The following is a 23,744-nucleotide window of genomic DNA, read 5'->3' as shown; positions in this document are numbered from 1 at the left end:
ACGCTCGCGACATCTTCATCGAGAAACGGGTGGAGTGTCGAGATACGGGCACACGCCCGTGTTTCGACACTCCACCCGTTTCTCGATGCCGCAGACATGAATGGCGGGAGGGGCACCCACCGAATGGTGGATGCCCCTCCTGTCTGCCTTACGGCCGGGAGATCAGCTGATCAGCTGAATGCTCCGTAGTCGTAGTCTTCCAGCGGGATGGCGGAACCGGAATCGGCTCCGATGCCTGCGTAGAAGTCGCCGTAGCTGTTGGTGAACATCTCGGCCTTGGCCTCTTCGGTCGGCTCCACCACGAGGTTGCGGTGGGTCTGCAGGCCGGTGCCGGCAGGGATGAGCTTACCGAGGATGACGTTCTCCTTCAGCCCCATGAGCGTATCGGACTTGCCTTCCATGGCCGCCTCGGTTAGGACGCGGGTGGTCTCCTGGAAGGACGCGGCCGACAGCCACGACTCGGTGGCCAGCGAAGCCTTCGTGATGCCCATCAGCTCGTCACGAGCCGATGCCGGCTGGCCGCCTTCGGCGACCACACGACGGTTCTCCGCCTGGTAGCGGCCGCGGTCGACGAGCTCACCGGGCAGCAGGTTCGTATCGCCCGACTCGATCACGGTCACGCGACGCAGCATCTGCCGCACGATGACCTCGATGTGCTTGTCGTGGATGCCCACGCCCTGCGAACGGTAGACCTTCTGAACTTCCTCGACGAGGAAGCGCTCGGCCTCACGGCGACCGCGGATGCGCAGCACCTGCTTCGGATCGACGGCACCGACGATGAGCTGCTCTCCGGCCTTGACGTGCTGACCGTCCTCGACCATGAGACGGGCACGCTTGGACACTGCGTGCTCGATCTCTTCGCTGCCGTCATCAGGGGTGATGATGACGAAGCGGGTCTTGCGGCTGTCGTCGATCTTCGCCCGTCCGGTCGCCTCGGCGATGGGGGCGAAGCCCTTCGGTGTGCGAGCTTCGAAGAGCTCGGTCACACGCGGCAGACCCTGCGTGATATCACCTGTCGAAGCGGCGGCACCACCGGTGTGGAACGTACGCATCGTCAGCTGGGTACCGGGCTCACCGATCGACTGTGCTGCGACGGTGCCGATGGCCTCTCCGATGTCGACGAGCTGGCCGGTCGCCATCGAGCGACCGTAGTGCTCGGCGGAGATCTGCGCATCGGAATCGGCAGTCAGCACGGAGTGGACCTTGAGCTCCTCGATGCCGTTGGCCACGAGCATGTCCACCACTGCACCGGTGACATCGGACTTGGCCGGAAGGAGCACATTGCCCTCGGCGTCGGTGACATCGGAGACGGTGAGACGACCGTAGACGCTGGTCTCGGCGTACTCGTGCGGAACCAGGTTGCCCTCGTGATCGCGTTCGGCGATCGGCAGGGTGATGCCCTTGTTCGACTCGGCCTCTGCCGCGCGGATGATGACATCCTGCGAGACGTCGACGAGACGACGGGTCAGGTAACCGGAGTCAGCGGTACGCAGAGCGGTATCGGCCAGACCCTTACGAGCACCGTGCGAGGCGATGAAGTACTCGAGCACTGCGAGTCCCTCACGGTAGTTCGAGACGATCGGTCGCGGGATGATCTCACCCTGCGGGTTCGTCACCAGTCCGCGCATACCGGCCAGCTGACGCACCTGCATCCAGTTACCGGAAGCACCGGACTCGACCAGACGCAGCACCGAGTTCTCCTCAGGGAAGTTCGTACGCATGATCTGGTCGACCTTCTCGGTCGTCTCCGTCCACAGCTTGACGAGCTCGTTGCGGCGCTCGTCGTCGGTGAGTGCACCGAGTTCGTACTGCTGCTGGACCTTCGTGTCGATGACCTCGGCATCGTTGATGATCTCGGTCTTCGCCTCGGGTGAGACGACGTCCGACATCGCGATGGTGATGCCCGAGCGGGTGGCCCAGTGGAAGCCGCCGGCCTTGAAGTTGTCCAGCGTGTGTGCGACCTCGACCTTCGGGTACTCCTCGGCGAGGTGGTTGACGATCCGGCTCAGGGCCTTCTTGTCGATCGTGGAGTTCACGAACGCGTAGTCGGCAGGCAGGTATTCGTTGAACGTCGCGCGGCCCAGGGTGGTCGCCACGTCCAGCGGTTCGCCGGCCTCCCAGCCCTCGGGAAGCTCCATGTCCGCGTTGGGAACGACGTCTTCCAGGCGGATGGTGATCGGCGAACCGAGGTCGAGCTCTCCGCGGTCGAAGGCCATGATGGCTTCGCCCATGCCGGAGAACGCACGGCCCTCGCCGGCCAGTCCCTTGCGCTCGGAGGTGAGGTGGAACAGACCGATGATCATATCCTGCGAAGGCATGGTCACGGGCTTGCCGTCCGAGGGCTTGAGGATGTTGTTGGCCGAGAGCATGAGGATGCGGGCCTCGGCCTGCGCCTCGGGGCTCAGCGGCAGGTGCACAGCCATCTGGTCACCGTCGAAGTCAGCGTTGAACGCCGAGCAGACGAGCGGGTGCAGCTGGATGGCCTTACCCTCGATGAGCTGCGGCTCGAACGCCTGGATGCCCAGACGGTGCAGGGTCGGTGCACGGTTGAGCAGCACGGGGTGTTCGGTGATGACCTCTTCGAGGACGTCCCACACCTGCGGATGCTGGCGCTCGACCATGCGCTTGGCCGACTTGATGTTCTGAGCGTGGTTGAGATCGACCAGGCGCTTCATCACGAAGGGCTTGAACAGCTCGAGAGCCATGGTCTTCGGCAGACCGCACTGGTGCAGGTGCAGCTGCGGACCGACGACGATGACCGAACGGCCCGAGTAGTCCACACGCTTACCGAGCAGGTTCTGACGGAAGCGTCCCTGCTTGCCCTTGAGCATGTCCGACAGCGACTTGAGCGGGCGGTTGCCCGGTCCGGTCACCGGACGTCCGCGACGTCCGTTGTCGAACAGCGAGTCCACGGCCTCCTGCAGCATCCGCTTCTCGTTGTTGACGATGATCTCGGGAGCACCGAGGTCGAGCAGACGCTTGAGGCGGTTGTTGCGGTTGATGACGCGACGGTAGAGGTCATTGAGGTCCGAGGTCGCGAAGCGTCCACCATCGAGCTGCACCATCGGGCGCAGCTCCGGCGGGATCACCGGAACGACGTCGAGGACCATGCCCTCGGGGTTGTTATCGGTGGTCAGGAACGCGTTGACGACCTTGAGGCGCTTGAGCGCACGGGTCTTGCGCTGTCCCTTGCCGGTGGCGATGAGCTCACGCAGCTTCTCGGCTTCGCCTTCGAGGTCGAAGTCGATGAGGCGCTTCTGGATGGCTTCGGCACCCATGGCGCCGGTGAAGTACAGACCGAAGCGGTGGAACATCTCGCGGTACAGGCTCTCGTCACCTTCGAGGTCGTTGACCTTGAGGTTCTTGAACCGGTCCCACACCTGCTCGATACGGTCGACCTCGCGGTCGGCGTTCTTGCGCAGCTTGTCCATTTCCTTCTCGGCGGTGTCCCGCAGCTTCTTCTTGGCCTGGGCGGTTCCGCCTTCGGCCTCGAGTGCTGCGAGATCCTCTTCGAGCTTCTTGGCACGACGGTCGATGTCGGCGTCACGGCGGGTGCCGATCTGCTGCTTCTCGACGTCGATCTTGTTCTGCAGGCTGGGCAGATCACGGTGACGGGAATCCTCGTCGACCGAGGTGATCATGTAGGCCGCGAAGTAGATGACCTTCTCGAGGTCCTTCGGAGCCAGGTCCAGCAGGTAGCCCAGACGCGAGGGCACGCCCTTGAAGTACCAGATGTGGGTGACGGGAGCGGCGAGCTCGAGGTGGCCCATCCGCTCACGACGCACCTTGGCACGGGTCACCTCGACGCCGCAGCGTTCGCAGATGATGCCCTTGAAACGGACTCGCTTGTACTTTCCGCAGGCGCACTCCCAGTCACGGGTGGGACCGAAGATCTTCTCGCAGAAGAGTCCGTCCTTCTCCGGCTTCAGGGTGCGGTAGTTGATGGTCTCAGGCTTTTTCACCTCACCGTGTGACCAGCCGCGGATGTTCTCCGTGGTGGCAAGACCGATGCGCAGTTCATCAAAGAAATTGACGTCAGGCACGTAAATCCTCTTTCCTGGCGATGAACGAATCGTTCATCAAAAAGTTGTGTCGGTTGAAGTGGAAGTACTCAGACTTCTTCTACGGTCTGTGCTTCGCGGCGGGAGAGGTCGATGCCGAGCTCTTCGGCGGCGCGGTAGACCTCGTCCTCCGACTCGCCCATCTCGACATGGCCTCCGTCGGAAGACAGGACTTCGACGTTGAGGCACAGGGACTGCATCTCCTTGATGAGGACCTTGAACGACTCCGGGATTCCCGGGTCGGGCAGGTTCTCACCCTTGACGATGGCTTCGTAGACCTTCACACGGCCTGGGATGTCATCGGACTTGATCGTCAGAAGCTCCTGCAGGGTGTAGGCGGCGCCGTAGGCCTCGAGGGCCCAGACTTCCATCTCACCGAAGCGCTGACCACCGAACTGCGCCTTACCACCGAGCGGCTGCTGGGTGATCATCGAGTACGGTCCGGTCGAACGCGCGTGGATCTTGTCGTCGACGAGGTGGTGGAGCTTGAGCATGTACATGTAGCCGACCGAGATCGGGTACGGGAACGGCTCACCGGAGCGTCCGTCGAACAGCTGGGCCTTGCCCGAGGAGTCGATGAGGCGGTCCCCATCGCGGTTCGGGGTCGTCGAATCCAGCAGTCCGCGCAGCTCCTGCTCGTGCGCACCGTCGAAGACCGGGGTGGCCAGGTTGGTGCCGGCCTCGGCTTCGCGAGCGGCGTCGGGCAGCTCGGCAGCCCATTCGGGGTTGCCCTCGATCTTCCAGCCCTGCTTCGAGATCCATCCGAGGTGAACCTCGAAGACCTGTCCGATGTTCATACGACGGGGAACACCGTGCGGGTTGAGGATGACGTCGACAGGGGTGCCGTCGGCGAGGAACGGCATGTCCTCGACCGGCAGGATCGTCGAGATGACGCCCTTGTTTCCGTGACGGCCGGCCATCTTGTCACCGATGGTGATCTTGCGGCGCTGAGCCACGTAGACGCGGACCATCTGGTTGACGCCGGGCGAGAGCTCGTCGTCGTCCTCGCGGTCGAAGACGCGCACACCGATGACGGTGCCGATCTCGCCGTGGGGAACGCGCAGCGAGGTGTCGCGGACCTCACGGGACTTCTCACCGAAGATCGCGCGCAGCAGGCGCTCTTCCGGGGTCAGCTCGGTCTCACCCTTCGGGGTGACCTTGCCGACGAGGATGTCACCGTCGGTGACCTCGGCGCCGATGCGGATGATTCCGCGATCGTCGAGGTCGGCCAGGGCATCGGGCGAGATGTTCGGGATGTCCCGAGTGATCTCTTCGGCACCGAGCTTGGTGTCGCGCGCATCGACTTCGTGCTCTTCGATGTGGATCGAGGAGAGCACATCGTCCTGGACGAGACGCTGCGAGAGGATGATCGCATCCTCGTAGTTGTAGCCTTCCCAGGACATGAACGCCACGAGGAGGTTCTTGCCCAGAGCCATCTCACCGTTCTCGGTGGACGGTCCGTCGGCGAGGACGGTGCCGGCCTCGACGCGGTCGCCTTCGTCGACGAGGATGCGCTGGTTGTACGAGGTGCCGTGGTTCGACCGCTTGAACTTCGCCGCCTTGTAGGTCAGCTGGGTTCCGTCGTCGGCGAGCACAGTGACGTAGTCGGCCGAGACCTCGGTGATGACACCGGACTTCTCAGCGGTGATGACATCGCCGGCGTCGACGGCGGCACGGTATTCCATGCCGGTGCCAACGACCGGGGATTCGGCCATCACCAGCGGCACGGCCTGACGCTGCATGTTCGCACCCATAAGGGCGCGGTTGGCGTCGTCGTGCTCGAGGAACGGAATCAGAGCCGAAGCCACAGACACCATCTGACGTGCGGAGACGTCCATGAAGTCGATCTGGTCATGCTGGACCAGTTCGGCCTCACCGCCGCCGCCCTTCGGGCGTGCCAGGACCTCGACCTCAGCGAAACGCTGGTCGTCGGTCAGCGGTGCGTTGGCCTGGGCGATGTTGAACTCGAGTTCGTCATCGGCGGTCAGGTACTGCGTCTCATCGGTCACGACACCGTCGACGACCTTGCGGTAAGGCGTCTCGATGAAGCCGAAGGGGTTGATGCGGGCGTAGGACGCCAGCGAACCGATCAGACCGATGTTCGGGCCTTCGGGGGTCTCGATCGGGCACATGCGGCCGTAGTGCGAGGGGTGCACGTCACGGACTTCCATGGCAGCACGGTCACGCGAGAGACCGCCGGGTCCCAGTGCGGAGAGACGGCGCTTGTGGGTCAGACCCGCGAGCGGGTTGTTCTGATCCATGAACTGCGAGAGCTGCGAGGTGCCGAAGAACTCCTTGATCGCAGCCACCACGGGGCGGATGTTGATCAGGGTCTGCGGGGTGATCGCCTCGACGTCCTGAGTGGTCATGCGCTCACGCACGACGCGCTCCATCCGGGACAGACCGGTGCGGATCTGGTTCTCGATGAGCTCGCCGACGGCACGGATGCGGCGGTTGCCGAAGTGATCGATGTCGTCGAGCTTGACGCTGATCTCGACCTCTTCGCCGTCGCGGGTGCCCTTGGCCGTGTCCACTCCGGCGTGCAGAGACACGAGGTAGCGGATGGTGGCGACGACGTCCTCGGTGGAGAGCACCGAGTCCGACAGCGGGGCTTCGACGCCGAGCTTGCGGTTGACCTTGTAGCGGCCGACCTTGGCCAGGTCGTAGCGCTTCGGGTTGAAGTACAGGTTGTTGAGCAGGTTGCGAGCGGCCTCAGCGGTCGCAGGCTCTGCCGGGCGCAGCTTCTTGTAGATGTCGAGCAGCGCTTCGTCCTGCGTGGTGACGGTGTCCTTGGCCATCGTCTCGCGGATCGATTCGAACTCGCCGAACTCTTCGAGGATCTTCGCTTCGGACCAGCCGAGGGCCTTGAGCAGAACAGTCACGGACTGCTTGCGCTTGCGATCGAGGCGAACACCGACCTGGTCGCGCTTGTCGACCTCGAACTCCAGCCAGGCACCGCGGGACGGGATGATCTTCGCGGTGAAGATGTCCTTGTCCGTGGTCTTGTCGACGCTGGATTCGAAGTAGGCGCCGGGCGAACGCACGAGCTGGGAGACGACGACGCGCTCGGTGCCGTTGACGATGAACGTGCCCTTGTCGGTCATGAGGGGGAAGTCACCCATGAACACGGTCTGGCTCTTGATCTCGCCCGTGTTGTTGTTCATGAACTCGGCGGTGACGTACAGCGGCGCCGAGTAGGTCATATCGCGTTCCTTGCACTCATCGATCGAGTACTTGGGAGCTTCGAACCGGTGCTCGCGGAACGACAGCGACATGGATCCGCCGAAGTCTTCGATCGGCGAGATCTCTTCGAAGATGTCTTCGAGTCCCGAGGTGGTTGCGACTGAGTCGTCCCCGATCTCGATGGCCTCGGCGACGCGGTCCTGCCACGCCTCCGATCCGATCAGCCAGTCGAAGCTGTCCGTCTGCAGACCGAGCAGATCGGGAACCTCGAGGGGCTCGCGAATCTTCGCGAAGGAAATTCTCTTGGGGGGATTAGCGGTCCTGGTGTTGTCGTTGGCGGCGGCCAATTGGTTCCTTCCGAGTGCTTCACCATCTGATACTTCGTCTGCCCACTCGCTCCGGCGACGTCCGGACATCCACGACATATACGGGGTGTGTCAGATTTCGACTCCCGGCGTCGGCATGGTTCACTTGAGTGGAAATGCTGTGCCCACCGCTATATGAAGGCACACCACAGGCAGAACGATGCAAATATCAAGCTTATAGCATCTGGTCAAGTCTGGCAAGACGACGGTTTCAGTGCAGATTCTTCGTCCACATCCCCACCCAGGCCCACGTGGCGAATCCCGCCTGATCGTTGATCGCCAGCATCCACGAATTCTCCACCGCGTTCCACGTGTACACCCGGTCGACCGCCGTGTTCTCGGCGAGACTGCGATGATTGGCGATCTTGAGCCTGGCACCGAGGCGGTGGCCACGATGCTCGCTCAGCGCCAGAGTTCCGCCCTGCCACCCGACGGTCGACCGATCGGCCGAGTGTCCGACCTGCGTGTATCCCGCCGGCTCCCCGTCGAGGAGGGCGAGCGCCGTGGCCATGGTTTCGCCTTTTGCTTCCTTCTCTGCGTCGAGGGCCCTCACCCGCTCACCGTCCCAGGTCTCCTCTCCCCCGAATTTCGCTGCTCCCGGCACGTCGGTGCTCAGCCGGCGCTTGCACAGTGCGATGTGCTCGAGCCGCTGTTCCGGGACCGGACCTCGCCATGTCTCGATGACGTAGCCGTCGGCCTTGGCACCGAGGTCGAGCTCGGCCGCAGTGGCGGTCGGAGCGACCGAGCAGCGTTCGATCTGGGCGAGCCCGTATCCGCGAGCGCTGAGGAACGACACTTCAGGCAGAGCCACCGGCAGCGTCCCGGCACCGGTCTCGGCGGCAAGATGGGCCCCGCGCAGATCGGCAGTTCTGACAGACTCCGGGATCTCACAATAGGTCGACAGCGCGGTCCGTCCGTCTGCCGCCAGATCGGACTCCATCTGCTCGAGCAGGGCCGCGCCCAGTCCTCGTCGGCGCAGATCGGGTCGGACCGCGCACCAGAGCTCTGCAGTGTCGGTGTTGCTCGTCAGACGCAAGTCGGCAGTGCCCCTGGCGACGATGTCTCCGTGGTTGCGACCGATCCAGGTGAGCGTGGCCCGGTACTCGCTCCTGCTGGTCAGCGAGTGCCGCAGTTCTTCGGGAATCGGGTCGAAGTCCTCCCCCAGCCCGGATGCTCGATTGATGACAGTGTCGAAAGCCAGCAGCTCGGGTATCAATGCCTCGATTGCCGCCGGGTTGCCGTGTCCGGACCTGATCCGAGTGATCTCCATCTGTGGCCTCTGTCGTCGCTGATGGCCGCCTCGCATTGCAATGTCTCCTTCGCGCATCGTCGCGCTGACAGCCGGTGGGAGACATTCTAGACTGCGACCATGACACGAGTGAGTATCCTCAGCTTCGATCCGGCCGCAGTCAACTGCGGAATCATCGTCGGCACCGATCGCTCTCTGCTCGTCGACGCGGGCCCCGGCCCCGCGGCCGCCGCACATCTGGTGGAGCGGGCGGGCCGCCTCGGCGAGGAGATCGGAGGCAGCCATCCCCGCGCGATCGAGCTCGCGATCACCCATGATCATTGGGATCACTTCTTCGGCGCCGCCGCAGCCGTCTCCGCCGGGGTCACCGCCGTGTACGCATCGTCATCGTTCGCCGCCGATCAAGAGGCCACGGCCTGGATCGCTCTCGACGGAGTCGCGGTCGGTGACTTCCCGGCTGAATATCGATCGAGCCTACCCACGGATCCCGGTGAGCTCATCGTCGACGTCTCGCCCGTCGATCCGACACCCGGTGATGTGTGGCACCTCGACCTCGGTGGCTGTCCGGTCGAGTTCCATGTGCTCGGAGGACATTCGACGGCCGACCTCGTCGTCCGACTGCCCGAGCTCGGCATCGTCTTCACCGGCGACCTCGTCGAAGAGGCGGATGCACCTCAGGCCGGGGCCGATGCTTCCTTGAGCGAATGGGCATCGAGCCTGCACACCCTGCTGGCGTTTCCTGAGGCGAGGACCTTCGTTCCCGGTCACGGGACCCCGGTCGACCGTGATTTCGTTTCCCGTCAGCTCGCCGATATCGAGGGGATGAGGGTCGATCAGGGAGACGCCGAGGTGGCTCTGCCCGCCCGCTCCATGCCGGGTGATCATGATCGGACGATTCCCCGGGAGCACCACCTGGTCTGATTCCGGACCCGCTTGAGCAACGGTCGGACGTGCACTGACTGAGTGGACTCAGCCGGCCGGTTCCCTAGGAGCCGTGCCGGTGCAGGGCGGTAACGAGATCGCCGCCGATCGCTCCGAACAGCGTCTGTGCCCAAACGCTGCGGCCCTCGACGTAGGGTCGGTCGCCGTCGAAGATCCACTGCAGTTCGCGGCCGGAGTGCAGATCGGACAGGCAGCTGCTGCAGACGGGGACGCGAACGCTCTTTCCCGCCAAGTGTCCCTTGCGCTCGGTGCTCACCAGCTGATTCGATCGCGCCTCTCCGTGGAGAGGGTTGACCGTGCACAGACTCTGCGGGAGTCCCCGCGTCTTTGCTGACTTCGTCGAGCCAGCAGAACGGGCAGAATCGGATTTTCCGGTCCTCGCCCCGCGCTTGGTCGATCTGTGCAGCTTCACCTCGGCGATCTCGCGTCCGGCCTGACGCAGCAGCACCATGGCCCCGGCGAGGTCGATGCGTTCGGCCTCGGTGTCGTCGACGATGGATCTGGCCATCTGGTAGGCGTCGAGCGCTCTTTCCACTCCCTCGGCATCTGTGGTGCTGAGGTCCTGGGTCTGCAGCTGCGTGATCTCGTCGGCCAGCTCTGTCGTGTCCTCGTTCAGTCCTTCTCGCAGGGTCTTCCGCTGCAGGTCATCGACTCGGTCGAGCAGTCGTGCCGGCAATTCGAAGCGGCGGCGGGTGCGGGCGGCTTTCGCCCGCTCTCGCCGTGACCTGGCGAACCAGATGACGGCGATGACCAGCGCCAGCACCAGAACCGCTCCCCCGAGGAACAGAGTGGCTGTCGAGTTCGAACCGTCGACCGTCTGCACCTCGCTGCCCGAGGCCTCCTGTCCGGTTTCGTACTCGGGTGCCTCCTGCGGATCGGCGTAGAGGTCGAGGAGCATGTTCAGCTTCGTCTGCGACGGAGTGCTGTGGCTCCATTGTTCGCGCCCGACGGACATCTGCTCCATCACCTGCATCTGCAGATCGTGCTGGTCCTCGAAGGTGTAGTCGACGGCGAGGTCGGTGTTCGTATCGATCATGATGAACGCACCCTCATCGCCGTTGAAGACCTTGACCTGCTCGAGCAGATCCCTATCGGCACCCTCGCCTCCGGTGATGATGACGTAGACATCGAAGTCGAGGCTGTCGATCTTCGTCTCCGCCTTCTGCAGCAGCGTTTCGTTGATCTCCCCCTTCGCGGCATTCGTCACGTAGACGGGATCGGTGTTGAGCGCCTCGGCGATCGTCTGGGCCTGTTGGGTCACTGCTTCGCTGTCCGTTTCTTCAGTGCGCGGCGGATGAAGTATGTTCCGACGCCGATTCCCGCGCCGACGAGGATGCCGAAGACGGCTCCGGCCACAGCGCCGCCGGTGCTGTACGACAGCGTGTGCGGGTCCTTCGTCGTGTCCTCGGAGGTCACCTCCGGGTTCCCGTCGTCATCATGACGGTGCGAGTAGCGCGATTCGACGTTCTCGGTCTCGGCAGCACTGATCTTACGCACTCCCGCGAGCGCGGCATCGGAGTCGCTGTCGTCGAAGTCCCCCGACAGAGTCAGCAGCGAAGGTCGGATGAGGCCCTTCTCCGCCAGTCCCATGCGCCCGGTGGCATCGACCGTGAGCACTGCAGCCTCGGGGTCATCCATCTCGGTGACGATCCGAGCCGCCAACAGATCGAGGTCTCCATCGGCGTCGTCAAGATCCGAGACGTTGAGGAACGCCACATAGATCGGGCTGTCGGCCTCGGCGATCTCCGCGCGGATGGAGTCGACATCGCCCTCGTCGATCTCGAACTCCGGGTAGCCGTCGAAGTAGACGGGATCTGCTGCGAAGGACGTCGCGATCGCCTGGTAGCGGTCTGTTGCGTAGTTCGGATCATGGGCGCCTTCGATGCGGTCGTCGTAGATCGAGTCGACGACGATCGCGTCACTGTCGGCTGCGGTGATCCTCTCGGCCTTCGCCTGATCGAACAGATGTGTGCTCAGCAGAGTGGCGCCGATCGACACTGCAGCGACCGCGACGACGGCGATGAGCCAGTCGAGTGGGGTCTTCGAACGCACGCTTCTGGCGGCCATCATCGGCTCCTTCCGACAGCGGCGGAGCGCTGAGGGCTCATTTCATCCAGCACCGCCTCGTCGAGAGGTTGGAAGCTGCCGAAACCAGAGAGTGCGTAGGCGTCATCGCGTTGGAAGTACGGAACTGCACGGGTGGAGCCGGGACGTTTGGGCACCATCAGTCGTTCCGGGTCGTGGCCGGTCGCCAGCTCCTGACGACAGTCGGCGCACAGCCCTACGGTGAGGCTGCGGCCCGACTGTTTGAGCACATGGTCCTCAATGTCCTTGCGATGATGCGGGAAGAGGAAGCAGAAGCGCGGTTCGTCTTCGACTCGGCTGGAGCGCCTGCGCAGCTGTCGGCGCAGCCAACGGTCGAGGGCGACGAGGACGAACACGCCGTTGCGGTGGGCGAAGTCGACCGATTCTGCCCAATCCGGGTGGGCCGCAGTCAGAGCCGCCAGCGCATCCTGGATTCGTCTGCCTCGGTCATGCAGGGCCCACGTGTCGTCATCGGGATGGTCGGGTTCGGGGATCGGGGCGGCCGCCTCGGTGACGGCCTTCTTCAGCTTGTGCGACGTGACCAGTTCGGGTTTCGTGGTCAGCTCAGACCGCCAGGAATAGCGATGACGGCGATGCAGCAGCCACAGGGTCGCACCGAGGGCTGCGACCGCCGTGGCACCGAAGACGAGCGCATCGGGGTCGGAGTTGTCGAGGCCGAAGCGTTCGATGTAGTCCTCATCGCGGTCACCGACGTCGCGGGTGTCGAAATCCGGTGCCTGGGGAGGTTCGGTGCCCTTGGCGGCGGCGACGAGGACCTGCAGATAGTAGGGCACGGCGAGTTCGACAGGGATGAAGTCGTCGCTGCTGGACTTCATGAGTTCCGGGGCACCCGTGGGGACGACGGGTCCGTTGTCGGTGACGAGGTAGGCGAACGAGCGGGCGGAGGTCTCGCCTTCACTGAAGAGGACGAGGGTCTGCTTCTCCTCCGATTCCTGATGCATGTCGAAGGCGAAGTCGGAGGTGAACTTCGCCCAATCGCCGTAGCCCATGGTCAGGAGTCCGGGGACGATCGCGAGATAGTGGGTGAGGCCGGTGTCCTCGGTCTGCTGTGAGGCTTGCCGAATGGCCTTGATCTGGCTCTCGGTCAGTCCGGGCCTGATGATCTCGTCGATGTAGAGGGGATGCTGCGCCCAAGTTCCGCGGATGCGTTCGCGCAGCTGCTGCTGTGCGCGGGCGTAGCTCGTCGTCTCAGTCACCAGTCAAGAATAGTTCAGCTTCTGCCCGGCCCCTGTCGATCGGTGTTCCGAATCGGTCACATCGACATGGGACGGGCGAACATCCTCGGCGAATGAGGGCATTCCTAGGGCATTCCTGCTGGAGTGGGCATTCCCGGTGGGGTGGGCATACCCGGTGGGGATGCAGAGAACCCCCACGGCGGACCGTGGGGGTTCGAAGCCTATGCAGCAGTCAGGCTGCTGCGCAGAAGATCACTTGAGGGTGACGGTGGCGCCGGCAGCCTCGAGGGTCTCCTTGGCCTTCTCGGCGTCTTCCTTCGAAGCGCCTTCGAGGACGGCCTTGGGAGCTCCGTCGACGAGGTCCTTGGCTTCCTTGAGTCCGAGGGAGGTGAGTCCACGGACTTCCTTGATGACGGGAACCTTCTTCTCGCCGGCCGATTCGAGGATGACGTCGAATTCGGTCTGCTCTTCAGCAGCGGCTTCGCCAGCTCCGCCAGCGGCAGGAGCAGCGGCGACGGCGGCCGGAGCGGCAGCCTCGACGTCGAACTCTTCTTCGAACTTCTTGACGAACTCGGACAGTTCGATGAGGGTGAGCTCCTTGAAAGCCTCGAGGAGCTCGTCGGTGGTGAGCTTAGCCATGGTGGCTAGTCCTTCCTGTTTTGGTCACGATCAGCGACCGGTTCGGTTTGTGGTGATGCTCAGGCGTCGGAGGCAGGAGCGTCGTCCTGCTTCTCGCGGAGGGCATCGACAGTGCGCACGGCCTTGACCAGCGGAGCGGTGAAGAGGTAAGCCGCCTGGTGGAGGCTTGCCTTCATGGCACCGGCTGCCTTTGCAAGCAGCACTTCGCGGGATTCGAGGTCGGCGAGCTGGTTGACCTGTTCGGGGCTGAGCGCGGCTCCATCGAAGTAGCCGCCCTTCACCACGAGCTTGTCGTTCGCCTTGGCAAAGTTACGCAGAGCCTTGGCAGCCTCAGGTGGTTCGCCGTTGACGAACGCGATCGCGGTGGGCCCATTGAGGTGCTCATCGAGACCGGTGACTCCGGCTTCCTTGGCTGCAATCTTGGTCAGCGTGTTCTTTACCACGGCGTAGCTGACGTTCTCACCGAGAGAGACGCGCAGTTCTTTCATCTGCGCGACGGTGAGACCGCGGTACTCGGTCAGCAACACAGCGTCGGAGTTCTCAAACTGCTGTTTGATCTCCTCGACTGCGGCTGCCTTGTCTGGCCTCGCCATGGTGTTCCTTTCATAAGTCGTCCGGTCTGTCCCGACAACAGAAAAAGCGCTCCACGCAGGAAGGCGTGAAACGCTTGGCCGTCGATTCCAGAAGAATCCGACGGAAGGATTTCGGCTCACCTGCGCGGGTCACTCACTAGGAGTCTTCGTCTGCGGGCACCGGGATTCGATGGCGAATTCCGATGATTCCACAGAGACCGACGGTCTTGGGTGGTTCAAGTCTAACGAAGTCCGTCCCGGCAAGTCCAATCCGACCACCGAGACCCCTCCCACACTACCTGACGGCGGCGCAGCAACCTGGCGCGAGGTTGCTGCGCCGCCGTCAGGTAGTTCTGGGCGCGGGTGTGCAGGTTCGTCAGTATTCGATGACGACACGGCCGTCGATCTTGCCGTGTTCCATCTCGTCGAAGATCGCGTTGATGTCCTCGAGAGGTCGCTTCGTGAACGTCGGGTGGATCTTGCCGGCGGCATAGAATTCCAACGCCTCGACCATGTCCTGTCGGGTGCCGACGATCGAACCTCGGATCGTCAGGCCCTTGAGCACGATGTCGAAGATCGGTGCCGGGAAGTCACCGGGCGGCAGTCCGTTGAAGACGATGGTGCCGCCTCGGCGAGTCATTCCGATCGCCTGACCGAACGCCGCGGGGTGGACGGCGGTGACGAGGACTCCGTGTGAGCCGCCGATCTTGTCCTGGATGATCTCGGCCGGATCCTCGGCGAAGGCGTTGACAGTGATTTCGGCACCGTGCTTCTTCGCCAGCGCCAGCTTGTCGTCGGCGACATCGACGGCGACGACGCGCATGCCCATAGCGACGGCGTACTGGACGGCGATGTGTCCGAGTCCGCCGATTCCGGAGATGACGACCCATTGGCCCGGCTGAACCTCGGTGCGTTTGAGTCCCTTGTACACAGTGACGCCGGCGCAGAGGACCGGGGCGATCTCATAGGGATCGGCACCGTCGGGGATGATGGCGGCGAACTTCGTGTCGACGAGCATGTACTCGCCGAAGGAGCCGTCGACGCCGTAGCCGCCGTTGACCTGGGATTCGCAGAGGGTCTCCCAGCCCTGACGGCAGTGCTCACAGGTTCCGCACGCGGTCCACAGCCAAGCGTTGCCGACCATCTGTCCGACCTCGACATCGGTGACGCCCTCGCCGACCTTTTCGACGATGCCGACTCCTTCGTGTCCCGGGATGAGCGGCACCTTCGGTTTGACCGGCCAATCACCATGGGCGGCGTGGAGATCGGTGTGACAGACGCCGGAGGCGACGAGCTTGACCAAGGCCTGGCCCGGGCCGGGGTCGGGAATCGCATTGTCCCCGACGACGAGTTCCTGGCCGAAACCCTCGACTACTGCAGCTTTCATTGCGGACATCATTCTCTCCTTTGTGATGATGGTTCACGAAGCGATGCGGGGTTTGAACTTGAGGTGGAAGAACTACCCGACGGCGGCGCAGCTACCTGGCGCGAGGTTGCTGCGCCGCCATCGGGTAGCAATTGGGGTCAGAAGAAGCCTTGGGCGTTCTCCGAGTAGCTGACCAGCAGGTTCTTCGTCTGCTGGTAGTGGTCGAGCATCATCTTGTGGTTCTCGCGTCCGATGCCCGAAGCCTTGTACCCACCGAAGGCCGCATGGGCCGGGTAGGCGTGGTAGTTGTTCACCCACACACGCCCGGCTTGGATCTCACGACCGGCCCGGTAGGCAGTGTTGCCGTCACGGGACCAGACTCCGGCTCCGAGGCCGTAGAGCGTGTCGTTGGCCGTGGCCAACGCGTCGGCGTAGTCGGAGAACGTCGCGACCGAGACGACGGGCCCGAAGATCTCCTCCTGGAAGATGCGCATCTTGTTCGTGCCTTTGAAGATCGTCGGCTGCACGTAGAATCCGCCGGCCAGATCTCCGTCAAGCTCGGCCTTGGCGCCGCCGGTGAGCACCTCGGCGCCTTCCTGGCGGCCGATGTCGAGGTAGGACATGATCTTCTCGAACTGGTCGTTCGAGGCCTGGGCGCCCATCATCGTGTCCGTGTCGAGCGGGTTGCCCTGGACGATCTTCTTCGTCCTGGCCACGACCTTCTCGAGGAAGGGATCGGCGATCGATTCCTGGATGAGCGCACGCGACGGGCAGGTGCAGACCTCACCCTGGTTGAGGGCGAACATCGTGAAGCCCTCCTGGGCCTTGTCCGCGTACGAGTCGTCCTTGGCCAAAACATCCTCGAAGAAGATGTTCGGCGACTTTCCGCCGAGTTCGAGGGTGACCGGGATGATGTTCTGCGAGGCGTACTGCATGATCAGGCGACCGGTCGTCGTCTCCCCGGTAAACGCGATCTTCGAGATCCGCTTGTTCGACGCCAGCGGCTTGCCGGCTTCGAGACCGAAGCCGTTGACGACGTTGAGCACGCCCTCGGGCAGCAGGTCGGCGATGAGTTCGACGAGGACGAGGATCGACGCCGGAGTCTGCTCGGCGGGCTTGAGCACGATCGCATTGCCCGCGGCCAGCGCCGGAGCGATCTTCCACACGCCCATGAGGATCGGGAAGTTCCAGGGAATGATCTGACCGACCACGCCGAGCGGCTCGTGGAAGTGATACGCCACCGTGTCCTCGTCGATCTGCGAGAGTCCGCCCTCCTGCGCCCTGATCGCTCCGGCGAAGTAGCGGAAGTGGTCGACTGCCAGCGGCAGGTCGGCGTTGAGGGGTTCGCGGATCGCCTTGCCGTTGTCCCAGGTCTCGGCGACGGCGAGCGTCTCGAGGTTCTCCTCGATGCGATCGGCGATCCGATTGAGGATGTTGGCCCGTTCGGCCACTGCCGTCTTGCCCCATGCCGGAGCCGCCTTGTGCGCGGCGTCGAGAGCGAGTTCGATATCCTCGGCGGTGCTGGCCGGGACCTCCGTGAAGGTCTTGCCGGTGACCGGACTGGGATTCTCGAAATAGTTGCCCTTGACCGGCGGCACCCACTGACCGCCGATGAAGTTCTCGTAGCGGGACTTGAACGTGACGAGCGACCCGTCCTGACCAGGCTGTGCGTAGACAGTCATTGCAACTCCTTTGATGCGTCTGATTCCACCGGATTGTCTCCGTGTGACCACGACGCTACCGAGCGCAACGTTGCATGTGGGTTGCATCATATCGCCGAGGCGGTCGAACCGTCCCGCACGCCGAACCGCGATGGGTTCGCCGAGTTCAGAGACCCAGCGCCTCCAGACGCACGACCGCGGCGTTGCGTTCGGCAGCCTCGGGCGGGGCCAGACGCAGCACGGTCATGAGGACTTCGACGTCGTCACGGAAGTCCGGGAGATTTGCAAACCGCCACAACTGCTGCCAGGTTCCGTCCTGCAGCAGGGTCTCGCGCATGAGTGCGTTGACTTCCGCTCCGATCTCCCGCACTCCCGGAGCATCGGAGTCCGGCAGGACGGTTCCGATGAACTGTTCGAGGGCCGAATCCGCGTCACCGTTGGCCAGCGCCTGAACGGTTCGCTCAAGATCCGAATCGACGTCCCCGCGAAGTCGATAGGGGCGCGCGTCGATGCGCAGATCGCCGAAGCTGTCGATCGTTCTGCGCAGACGATTGATCTCCGCCCGGACCGTGACTTCGCTGCCGCCGACCGTCCACAGCCGCTCCACCAGCCCGGCTCCGCTGATGCCGTCGGGATACCGGTGCAGCAGAAGCAGGATCTCGGCGTGCCTGCGGGTCAGCGGGATCCGGGTGCCGTCCGGGCCTTCCAGGGCGGGGCTGGGACCGAGCACGGTGAGTCTGGTTCCGGCCGCCTCGGTGTCGGTGTGCATCTGCTGCGGGGTGAAGAGCTGGGACAGCTGGGCACCTGCGGCTTTGGCTGTCGAGGACAGCAGCGGCAGCACGATCGAGGACACAGCGTCGTCTCCCCCAGTGACATCGATGATGCCGATGACCTGCCCGGTCAGAGGGTGGGTGACGGGGACCGCGCTGCAGCTCCAGGAATGGACGTCGGGGGCGAAATGCTCGGCGCGGCTGACCTGCACCGGACGGCCCGAGCGCAGGGCCAGCGCCGGGGCGGAAGTGCCCATGACCTCTTCGGACCAGTCCGAGCCGGAGACGAATCCCATGGCTTCGGCGCGGTTCCGGACGCCTCGCTCCCCCTCGACCCAGAGCAATCGCCCCTGTTCGTCGCCGAGGGCGGCGAGCAGACCGGCATCCTTGGCGGGTTCGATGAGGTGGGATCGCAGCAGCGGCATGATCGCGTGGAAAGGATGGCGCCGGCGCACCTCGGCGAGGCGATCGGCTTCGAACGGGACTTGGACCTCCACGCTGTCGGGGTCGCGCAACCGGGCAAGAGACCGGTCCCAGGATTCCAACACCGAGGCGCGCACACCAGGCTCCGACGATGGTGCAGGGAGGAGAGGATCCGATGGCCCGGCCAGACGCTCATGTGCGCGGCGAACGGCACGCTGATAGGTGTCTTCGAGCAGCAGCGTCGAATCCATAGCGGACGGTCCACCTCCATCGGCGGGTGTCGGAAGAGAGCCTCAACTGCTCATAATCTAATCGCGAACCCGTCCGTGGACAAGAGCCCGTCCACTCCCCGAACTACCTGACGGCGGCCCAGCAACCTCGCGCGAGGTTGCTGGGCCGCCGTCAGGTAGTAATTGGGAAAGAGAGAGGGCGGGAAGCGAACGAATCGCTTCCCGCCCTCTGCCGGTGCATCGATCAGATCAGATGCGCAGGCCCGAGTGGTCGACCGGAACGGCAGGGCCGTTCGAGGTCGTGATCGTGGCCTTGCTGATGTAGCGGCCCTTCGAGGAGGACGGCTTCAGACGCAGGATCTCTTCGATCGCAGCATCGAAGTTCTCCTGCAGAGCTTCCTCGGAGAAGGAGACCTTTCCGATGATGAAGTGCAGGTTCGAGTGCTTGTCGACGCGGAATTCGATCTTTCCGCCCTTGATGTCGTTGACGGCCTTGGCGACATCCATGGTCACGGTGCCGGTCTTCGGGTTCGGCATCAGGCCACGGGGACCCAGCACCTTACCGAGACGACCGACCTTGCCCATCATGTCGGGGGTCGCAACAGCGGCATCGAAGTCGGTGAACCCTCCGGCCACCTTCTCCAGCAGGTCATCGGAGCCGACGTAGTCAGCACCTGCTTCACGGGCAGCTTCTGCACGGTCGCCGGCAGCGAACACCAGGACCCGAGCGGTCTTACCGGTACCATGCGGAAGGTTGACGGTGCCGCGCACCATCTGGTCCGCCTTGCGGGGGTCAACACCCAGGCGGAGAGCGACCTCGACCGTGGCGTCGTACTTCGCCACGTTGGTCTCTTTGGCCAGGGCGATCGCCTGAGCCGGTTCGTAGTTCACATCTGCGGCGATCTTCTCAGCCGCGGCCTGATAGGCCTTCGAACGCTTTGCCATCTGCTTTACTCCTTGCAGTCGTGGTGTGGGCTGCGTGGGCCCTGCCACTGTGTGGGGTGAGGTCTCAGACCTCGATGTCGGTGGTGATGCCCATGGAACGCGCGGTTCCGGCGACGATGCGGTCGGCCTGATCCAGGGTGTTGGCGTTCAGGTCGGGCATCTTCGTGGTGGCGATCTCGCGCACCTGGTCGGCGCTCAGGTGAGCGACCTTGACGGTGTGCGGTGTAGCCGAACCCGACTTCACTCCGGCGGCCTTCTTGATCAGCTCGGCTGCCGGCGGGGTCTTGAGCACGAAGTCGAACGAACGATCTTCGTACACGGTGATCTCGACGGGAACGATGTTTCCGCGCTGGGATTCTGTGGCGGCGTTGTAGGCCTTGCAGAATTCCATGATGTTGACGCCGTGCTGGGCAAGCGCCGGACCGATCGGAGGAGCCGGGTTAGCGGCACCTGCCTGAATCTGGAGCTTGACGAGGCCGGCTACCTTTTTCTTGGGAGGCATGTACGGTCCTTAATCTTGAGGTTTCGATGTGCCAGACATATACAGCACATCGTTCGACAGCGGCCTTCCGATAAGGGCCGCAATCAAACCACACCAGTATTCCATGCGCGCCCACCCGCGGGCAAATGCTCGTGAGGGGCATCACCCGATCACTCCCTCGCCGAGGCGGGACAGCGTCGTCGGCTGATGAGACCGCCTCGGCGCCGTCGTTCAAGCGCGGGCCCGGATATCGCCCCGTAGACGGTTCGACAACTGCGCTCAGCCTTGATCGACACAACCCCTTCCCCAACGACACAACCCCCTCGCCGAGGCGGCCGAACCAGGGACCGCCGGAACGCCGAAGGGGCCCGGAGAATTCCGGGCCCCTTCGGTCACGATCGCGCCGAGGCGATCAGCGAAACTATGTGGCGATCAGAGCTTCGAAACCTGGTCGAAGCCGAGTTCGACGGGAACATCGCGTTCGAAGATCGACAGCAGCACGGTGAGCTTCTGCGATTCCGGACGGATTTCCTGGATCGTCGCGGGGTGGCCCTCGAAGGAGCCCTCCTTGACGAGCACGGACTCGCCGACCTCGAACTCCACCTCGGTGATGGGGGCGGACTTCGCAGCGGCCTCGGCGGCGGGGCCTTCGGCAGCGGCGGCTTCGGCCTGGCGCTCTTCGAAGATCGGGGCGAGCATCGAGAAGACCTCGTCGATCGACAGCGGAGTCGGGTCGTAGGCGTTGCCCACGAATCCGGTGACACCCGGAGTGTGGCGGACGGCGCCCCACGACTCGTCGGTCAGTTCCATGCGTACGAGCACGTATCCGGGGATACGCACACGACGGACCTGCTTGCGCTGTCCGTTCTTGATCTCGACGACGTCTTCCATCGGCACCTGCGACTCGAAGATGAACTCTTCGAGGTTGAGGCTGACGGTGCGGTTCTCGAGGTTCTGCTTCACGCGGTTCTCGTAGCCTGCGTAGGAGTGGATGACGTACCAGTCACCCTCCTGCATGCGCAGCTCGGCCTTGAATTCTTCGGCCGGGTCGACCTCGTCGGCGGCGGCGACGTCTTCGGCAGCATCGTCCTGCTCGCCCTCGGCTGCGTCAGCGGAATCGGCTTCGTCAGCGGACTCGACGGGGGCGGTCGCCTCGGCGTCGATGGCCGCCTCTTCGGTTTCGGGCACCACAGCGGCACCCGACTCCTCGGGAGTGACGTCCTGGGGCTCAGGGGTCTCCTGCTCAGGTGAGTTGGTATCCGACACCGATCAATTCCTCGCTTCGCGTTTTGTGATTCCCGGTAGGGAGTGAAGTTTGAGCTTGGGGTGGTTCACGGCTGAGGCCGTATCACCACAGGGGCCACAGCGGAGTTCCGCCGAACACCCAGCCGACGAGCTTGCCGAAGACCAGGTCGAGGCCCGTGACGAGAAGCATCATGAACAGGATGAAGCCCAGCACGACGAGCGTGTAGTTGAGCAGCTGCTTCCGGGTCGGAGTGACGACCTTCTTGAGCTCTGCCACCACTTCGCGGAAGAACTGCAGGATTCGTCCGAAGAATCCGAGCTTCTTTGGACCGGAGGCACTGTTGGGTGCGCTGCCAGTCTGCTTTGCCGGTGTGTCGCTCACACATCCTCACTCGGTCGGTTTCGTTTGGCTTCACAATTGTTCGTGCCGGTCGAGGACGGCGCCTGGCCGATGAGACTTCGGCAGAGTCAACTGCGCAGGGGTGACAGGACTCGAACCTGCAACCTACGGTTTTGGAGACCGTTGCGCTACCAATTGCGCCACACCCCTCTGATCGGACTTGAGCGATCGTGTCGATCCCTGTGGTGTCCGACCACGAGAAACGAGCATACCGTGCTCGACCGTTATTCGTCGAACCGAGTGTCGAAGCAATGTCTCGAACGTGTCGACGCTCACTCACCCACCGGCTCATCGACAGGCGGCTGGCCCACGAGGGGCCTGGGTTCGGGGAATCGCACCCAGGGGTCGATCTGCACCTGTCTGTCGGGTGTGACGGTGATGATCTGCACGTCGATGGGGCGCTTCGTCTCATTGTCGACGCGGATGATGCTCAGTTCCGCGTTCATCTTCAGCGGTCCCGGTGTCAGGGCGTTCGCCAGTGCACCCCCGGTCGTCGAGCTGACGTAGCGGGTTCCCGAACCGAAGTTCTCCGGTCCGACCCGTCGGTGCCAGTGTCCGCTGAGAGCGTAGTCGGCGCAGCCCGAGCGCAGGCTCGGTCCGCCGACGGCGGGATCGTGGATGAGCATGATGTCGAAATCGGCCCGGCAGGCTTCGTCGCGCAGCCGTTGCGCGTACTGGTCGGCGGTGAGGTCGGTCTCCAACTGCGGACCGGACCCGAACACGGTCCGGCGCGGGTCGGCGGCACCGAAGAAGGTCACCCCGGCCATCTCTGCGCTGGAGTCCTCGAGCACGTTCCACCCGCGCGCCCTCGCGTGCCGCGTCGTTTCCATGGAATCGTGGTTGCCTTTGACGATCATGCGCGGCAGGTTCTCCGGCAGTTCGTCGTCGACGACGTCGAGGCAGTAGTTCTCGGCCGAGGTGCCCGTCATGGAGATGTCTCCGCCGTCGATATAGGCATCGGCCCGACTCATCTCCGCCACCGCACCGACGACGCGGGCCATTCCGATATTGCAGTGGATATCGGAGCCGTAGACGAACGTGGACACACCCTTCTGCCCTTCGCCCTCGCCGCCGTCGGCAGCGGGTGCGCCGACTCCGGCAGTCGGGACGAGTCCCCGATCGGTCCAGTTCCCGGTGATCGGGCGGTCGTTCCATTGCGCCCGCAGGGCTGCGAGCACCTCGTCGTAGAAGGCGTCGTTGTCGTCGGCGAAGTCCTGCACCGCACCGAATGCGGTGTCGATGATGCCGCCGAGGCGGCCCGTGACCTGGGATCCGGCCAGTGGCGTGCCCTCGAATGCCGGATCGGCCGCGATCGGCTTCGGACGATTGAGAACGACGGCGCCCAGTCCGGTGAGCACGAGCACGAGCACCAGTCCGATGGCGAGGAGTTCCTTGCCGACGAAGGCGCGGATGATGGTGTCGACCCGGGCGGGCCCGAGGAAGAGGGCCAGACCGACGAGTCCCCCGGTGATGATGCATACGGCCAGCGCCCATCGCGTGAAGATCTCCTGGCTGAGTCCGTCGATGACCTGGTCGATCTGCGCCTGCGGGGCCGAGAACAGCGAGGCATAGGAGGCGATGTCGCCGCCGAGGGCGTCGACGCTTCCCCCGCCGGGGTCCGCCACCTCCGCGGGATCGGCCGCAGGTCGCTCGTCGTCACCGGAATCACCCGATACGGGGATCTCTCCGATGTCGACGTGCAGTCCCAGTCCGAGTGGGATGACGTCCTCGGTGGGGACGAGCAGTCTGCCCAGGGGGCCGAAGTCGACGGTGAGTCGGGAATCCGCGGTGATCCGGTACTGCGCCTCATGCGGGCCGAAGGTGAGATCGGCGCGCGAGGTGAACAGCGCCCAGGGCAGGGTCACAAGCGCAACCGCAGTCAGGGTGATGACGAGTGCGGTGATTCTCCGTCGTGATGACACGGCCACCAG

General features: G+C 64.0%; 17 protein-coding genes and 1 tRNA gene. 1 reads left to right on the top strand and 17 read right to left on the bottom strand.

The genetic code is table 11. The features are described from left to right. Window positions 1-170 precede the first annotated feature (170 nt). The 3 genes from AC239G_RS06000 to AC239G_RS05990 form a co-directional block, all read right to left on the bottom strand. Complete coding sequence (locus AC239G_RS06000; protein WP_482401564.1) at window positions 171-4,043, bottom strand: DNA-directed RNA polymerase subunit beta'; 3,873 nt, start codon at window positions 4,041-4,043, stop codon at window positions 171-173. Window positions 4,044-4,111: 68 nt separating this feature from the next. Continuing rightward, window positions 4,112-7,591, bottom strand: coding sequence for a DNA-directed RNA polymerase subunit beta (gene rpoB, locus AC239G_RS05995; RefSeq protein ID WP_139468565.1), 3,480 nt, complete (start codon window positions 7,589-7,591; stop codon window positions 4,112-4,114). Window positions 7,592-7,820: 229 nt separating this feature from the next. Further along, a complete protein-coding gene (locus tag AC239G_RS05990) occupies window positions 7,821-8,915 on the bottom strand; it encodes a GNAT family N-acetyltransferase (protein WP_487489985.1) in 1,095 nt (364 codons plus the stop codon). A gap of 63 nt (window positions 8,916-8,978) precedes the next feature. Between AC239G_RS05990 and AC239G_RS05985 the strand changes: the two genes are divergently transcribed. Continuing rightward, window positions 8,979-9,779 (top strand): MBL fold metallo-hydrolase, encoded by an 801-nt coding sequence (locus AC239G_RS05985; protein ID WP_487489984.1) that lies wholly within the window; start codon window positions 8,979-8,981, stop codon window positions 9,777-9,779. Between the two features lie 64 nt (window positions 9,780-9,843). On the opposite strand, the gene AC239G_RS05980 is transcribed toward AC239G_RS05985, so the two are convergent. The 14 genes from AC239G_RS05980 to AC239G_RS05915 all read right to left on the bottom strand — a co-directional run bounded on the left by AC239G_RS05980 (window position 9,844) and on the right by AC239G_RS05915 (window position 23,735). Beyond that, the gene (locus AC239G_RS05980) at window positions 9,844-11,061 is read right to left on the bottom strand and encodes a hypothetical protein (protein ID WP_139468568.1); all 1,218 of its coding nucleotides are present in this window, start codon (window positions 11,059-11,061) and stop codon (window positions 9,844-9,846) included. Next, complete coding sequence (locus tag AC239G_RS05975; protein ID WP_487489983.1) at window positions 11,058-11,870, bottom strand: hypothetical protein; 813 nt, start codon at window positions 11,868-11,870, stop codon at window positions 11,058-11,060. Before AC239G_RS05975 ends, AC239G_RS05980 begins: the two co-directional genes overlap by 4 nt. Continuing rightward, a complete protein-coding gene (locus AC239G_RS05970; protein WP_139468570.1) occupies window positions 11,867-13,102 on the bottom strand; it encodes a hypothetical protein in 1,236 nt (411 codons plus the stop codon). The genes AC239G_RS05975 and AC239G_RS05970 overlap by 4 nt, the downstream gene beginning before the upstream one ends. Window positions 13,103-13,333: 231 nt before the next feature. After that, window positions 13,334-13,720: a 50S ribosomal protein L7/L12 gene (gene rplL / locus AC239G_RS05965; RefSeq protein WP_101546927.1), complete on the bottom strand. Its 387-nt coding sequence runs from the start codon at window positions 13,718-13,720 to the stop codon at window positions 13,334-13,336. Window positions 13,721-13,779: 59 nt separating this feature from the next. Beyond that, window positions 13,780-14,313 (bottom strand): 50S ribosomal protein L10, encoded by a 534-nt coding sequence (gene rplJ, locus AC239G_RS05960; protein WP_062244493.1) that lies wholly within the window; start codon window positions 14,311-14,313, stop codon window positions 13,780-13,782. A 355-nt stretch (window positions 14,314-14,668) separates the two neighbouring features. Continuing rightward, complete coding sequence (gene adhP, locus AC239G_RS05955; RefSeq protein ID WP_139468571.1) at window positions 14,669-15,688, bottom strand: alcohol dehydrogenase AdhP; 1,020 nt, start codon at window positions 15,686-15,688, stop codon at window positions 14,669-14,671. 128 nt (window positions 15,689-15,816) lie between these two features. After that, on the bottom strand, window positions 15,817-17,340 hold the full coding sequence (gene exaC / locus AC239G_RS05950) for an acetaldehyde dehydrogenase ExaC (protein WP_139468572.1): 1,524 nt from the start codon (window positions 17,338-17,340) through the stop codon (window positions 15,817-15,819). A 145-nt stretch (window positions 17,341-17,485) separates the two neighbouring features. Continuing rightward, complete coding sequence (locus AC239G_RS05945) at window positions 17,486-18,763, bottom strand: helix-turn-helix domain-containing protein (protein WP_487489982.1); 1,278 nt, start codon at window positions 18,761-18,763, stop codon at window positions 17,486-17,488. Window positions 18,764-18,991: 228 nt separating this feature from the next. After that, window positions 18,992-19,687 (bottom strand): 50S ribosomal protein L1, encoded by a 696-nt coding sequence (gene rplA / locus AC239G_RS05940; RefSeq protein WP_101555448.1) that lies wholly within the window; start codon window positions 19,685-19,687, stop codon window positions 18,992-18,994. A gap of 64 nt (window positions 19,688-19,751) precedes the next feature. After that, entirely contained in the window at window positions 19,752-20,189 is a 438-nt protein-coding gene (rplK, locus tag AC239G_RS05935; protein ID WP_025776636.1) for a 50S ribosomal protein L11, read from the bottom strand. A gap of 411 nt (window positions 20,190-20,600) precedes the next feature. Then, a complete protein-coding gene (nusG, locus tag AC239G_RS05930) occupies window positions 20,601-21,434 on the bottom strand; it encodes a transcription termination/antitermination protein NusG (RefSeq protein ID WP_487489981.1) in 834 nt (277 codons plus the stop codon). Window positions 21,435-21,516: 82 nt separating this feature from the next. Then, on the bottom strand, window positions 21,517-21,795 hold the full coding sequence (gene secE, locus AC239G_RS05925; protein WP_101547325.1) for a preprotein translocase subunit SecE: 279 nt from the start codon (window positions 21,793-21,795) through the stop codon (window positions 21,517-21,519). 95 nt (window positions 21,796-21,890) lie between these two features. Further along, window positions 21,891-21,963, bottom strand: a tRNA-Trp gene (locus AC239G_RS05920). Between the two features lie 122 nt (window positions 21,964-22,085). Then, window positions 22,086-23,735 (bottom strand): metallophosphoesterase family protein, encoded by a 1,650-nt coding sequence (locus tag AC239G_RS05915; RefSeq protein WP_487489980.1) that lies wholly within the window; start codon window positions 23,733-23,735, stop codon window positions 22,086-22,088. Between the last annotated feature and the right edge of the window lie 9 nt (window positions 23,736-23,744).

It is taken from the genome of Brevibacterium sp. Lmc1 (assembly GCF_057654315.1).
Note: the sequence above shows the minus strand (reverse complement) of the source record. Positions and strands in the feature narration are given on the sequence as shown.

Bases quoted from the DNA above. Each gene is read 5' to 3' on its own strand.
- AC239G_RS05990 (WP_487489985.1), bottom strand. From the start codon at position 8,915: ATGCGAGGCGGCCATCAGCGACGACAGAGGCCACAGATGGAGATCACT.
- AC239G_RS05985 (WP_487489984.1), top strand. From the start codon at position 8,979: ATGACACGAGTGAGTATCCTCAGCTTCGATCCGGCCGCAGTCAACTGC.
- AC239G_RS05975 (WP_487489983.1), bottom strand. From the start codon at position 11,870: ATGATGGCCGCCAGAAGCGTGCGTTCGAAGACCCCACTCGACTGGCTC.
- rplL (WP_101546927.1), bottom strand. From the start codon at position 13,720: ATGGCTAAGCTCACCACCGACGAGCTCCTCGAGGCTTTCAAGGAGCTC.
- rplJ (WP_062244493.1), bottom strand. From the start codon at position 14,313: ATGGCGAGGCCAGACAAGGCAGCCGCAGTCGAGGAGATCAAACAGCAG.
- adhP (WP_139468571.1), bottom strand. From the start codon at position 15,688: ATGTCCGCAATGAAAGCTGCAGTAGTCGAGGGTTTCGGCCAGGAACTC.
- exaC (WP_139468572.1), bottom strand. From the start codon at position 17,340: ATGACTGTCTACGCACAGCCTGGTCAGGACGGGTCGCTCGTCACGTTC.
- AC239G_RS05945 (WP_487489982.1), bottom strand. From the start codon at position 18,763: ATGGATTCGACGCTGCTGCTCGAAGACACCTATCAGCGTGCCGTTCGC.
- rplA (WP_101555448.1), bottom strand. From the start codon at position 19,687: ATGGCAAAGCGTTCGAAGGCCTATCAGGCCGCGGCTGAGAAGATCGCC.
- rplK (WP_025776636.1), bottom strand. From the start codon at position 20,189: ATGCCTCCCAAGAAAAAGGTAGCCGGCCTCGTCAAGCTCCAGATTCAG.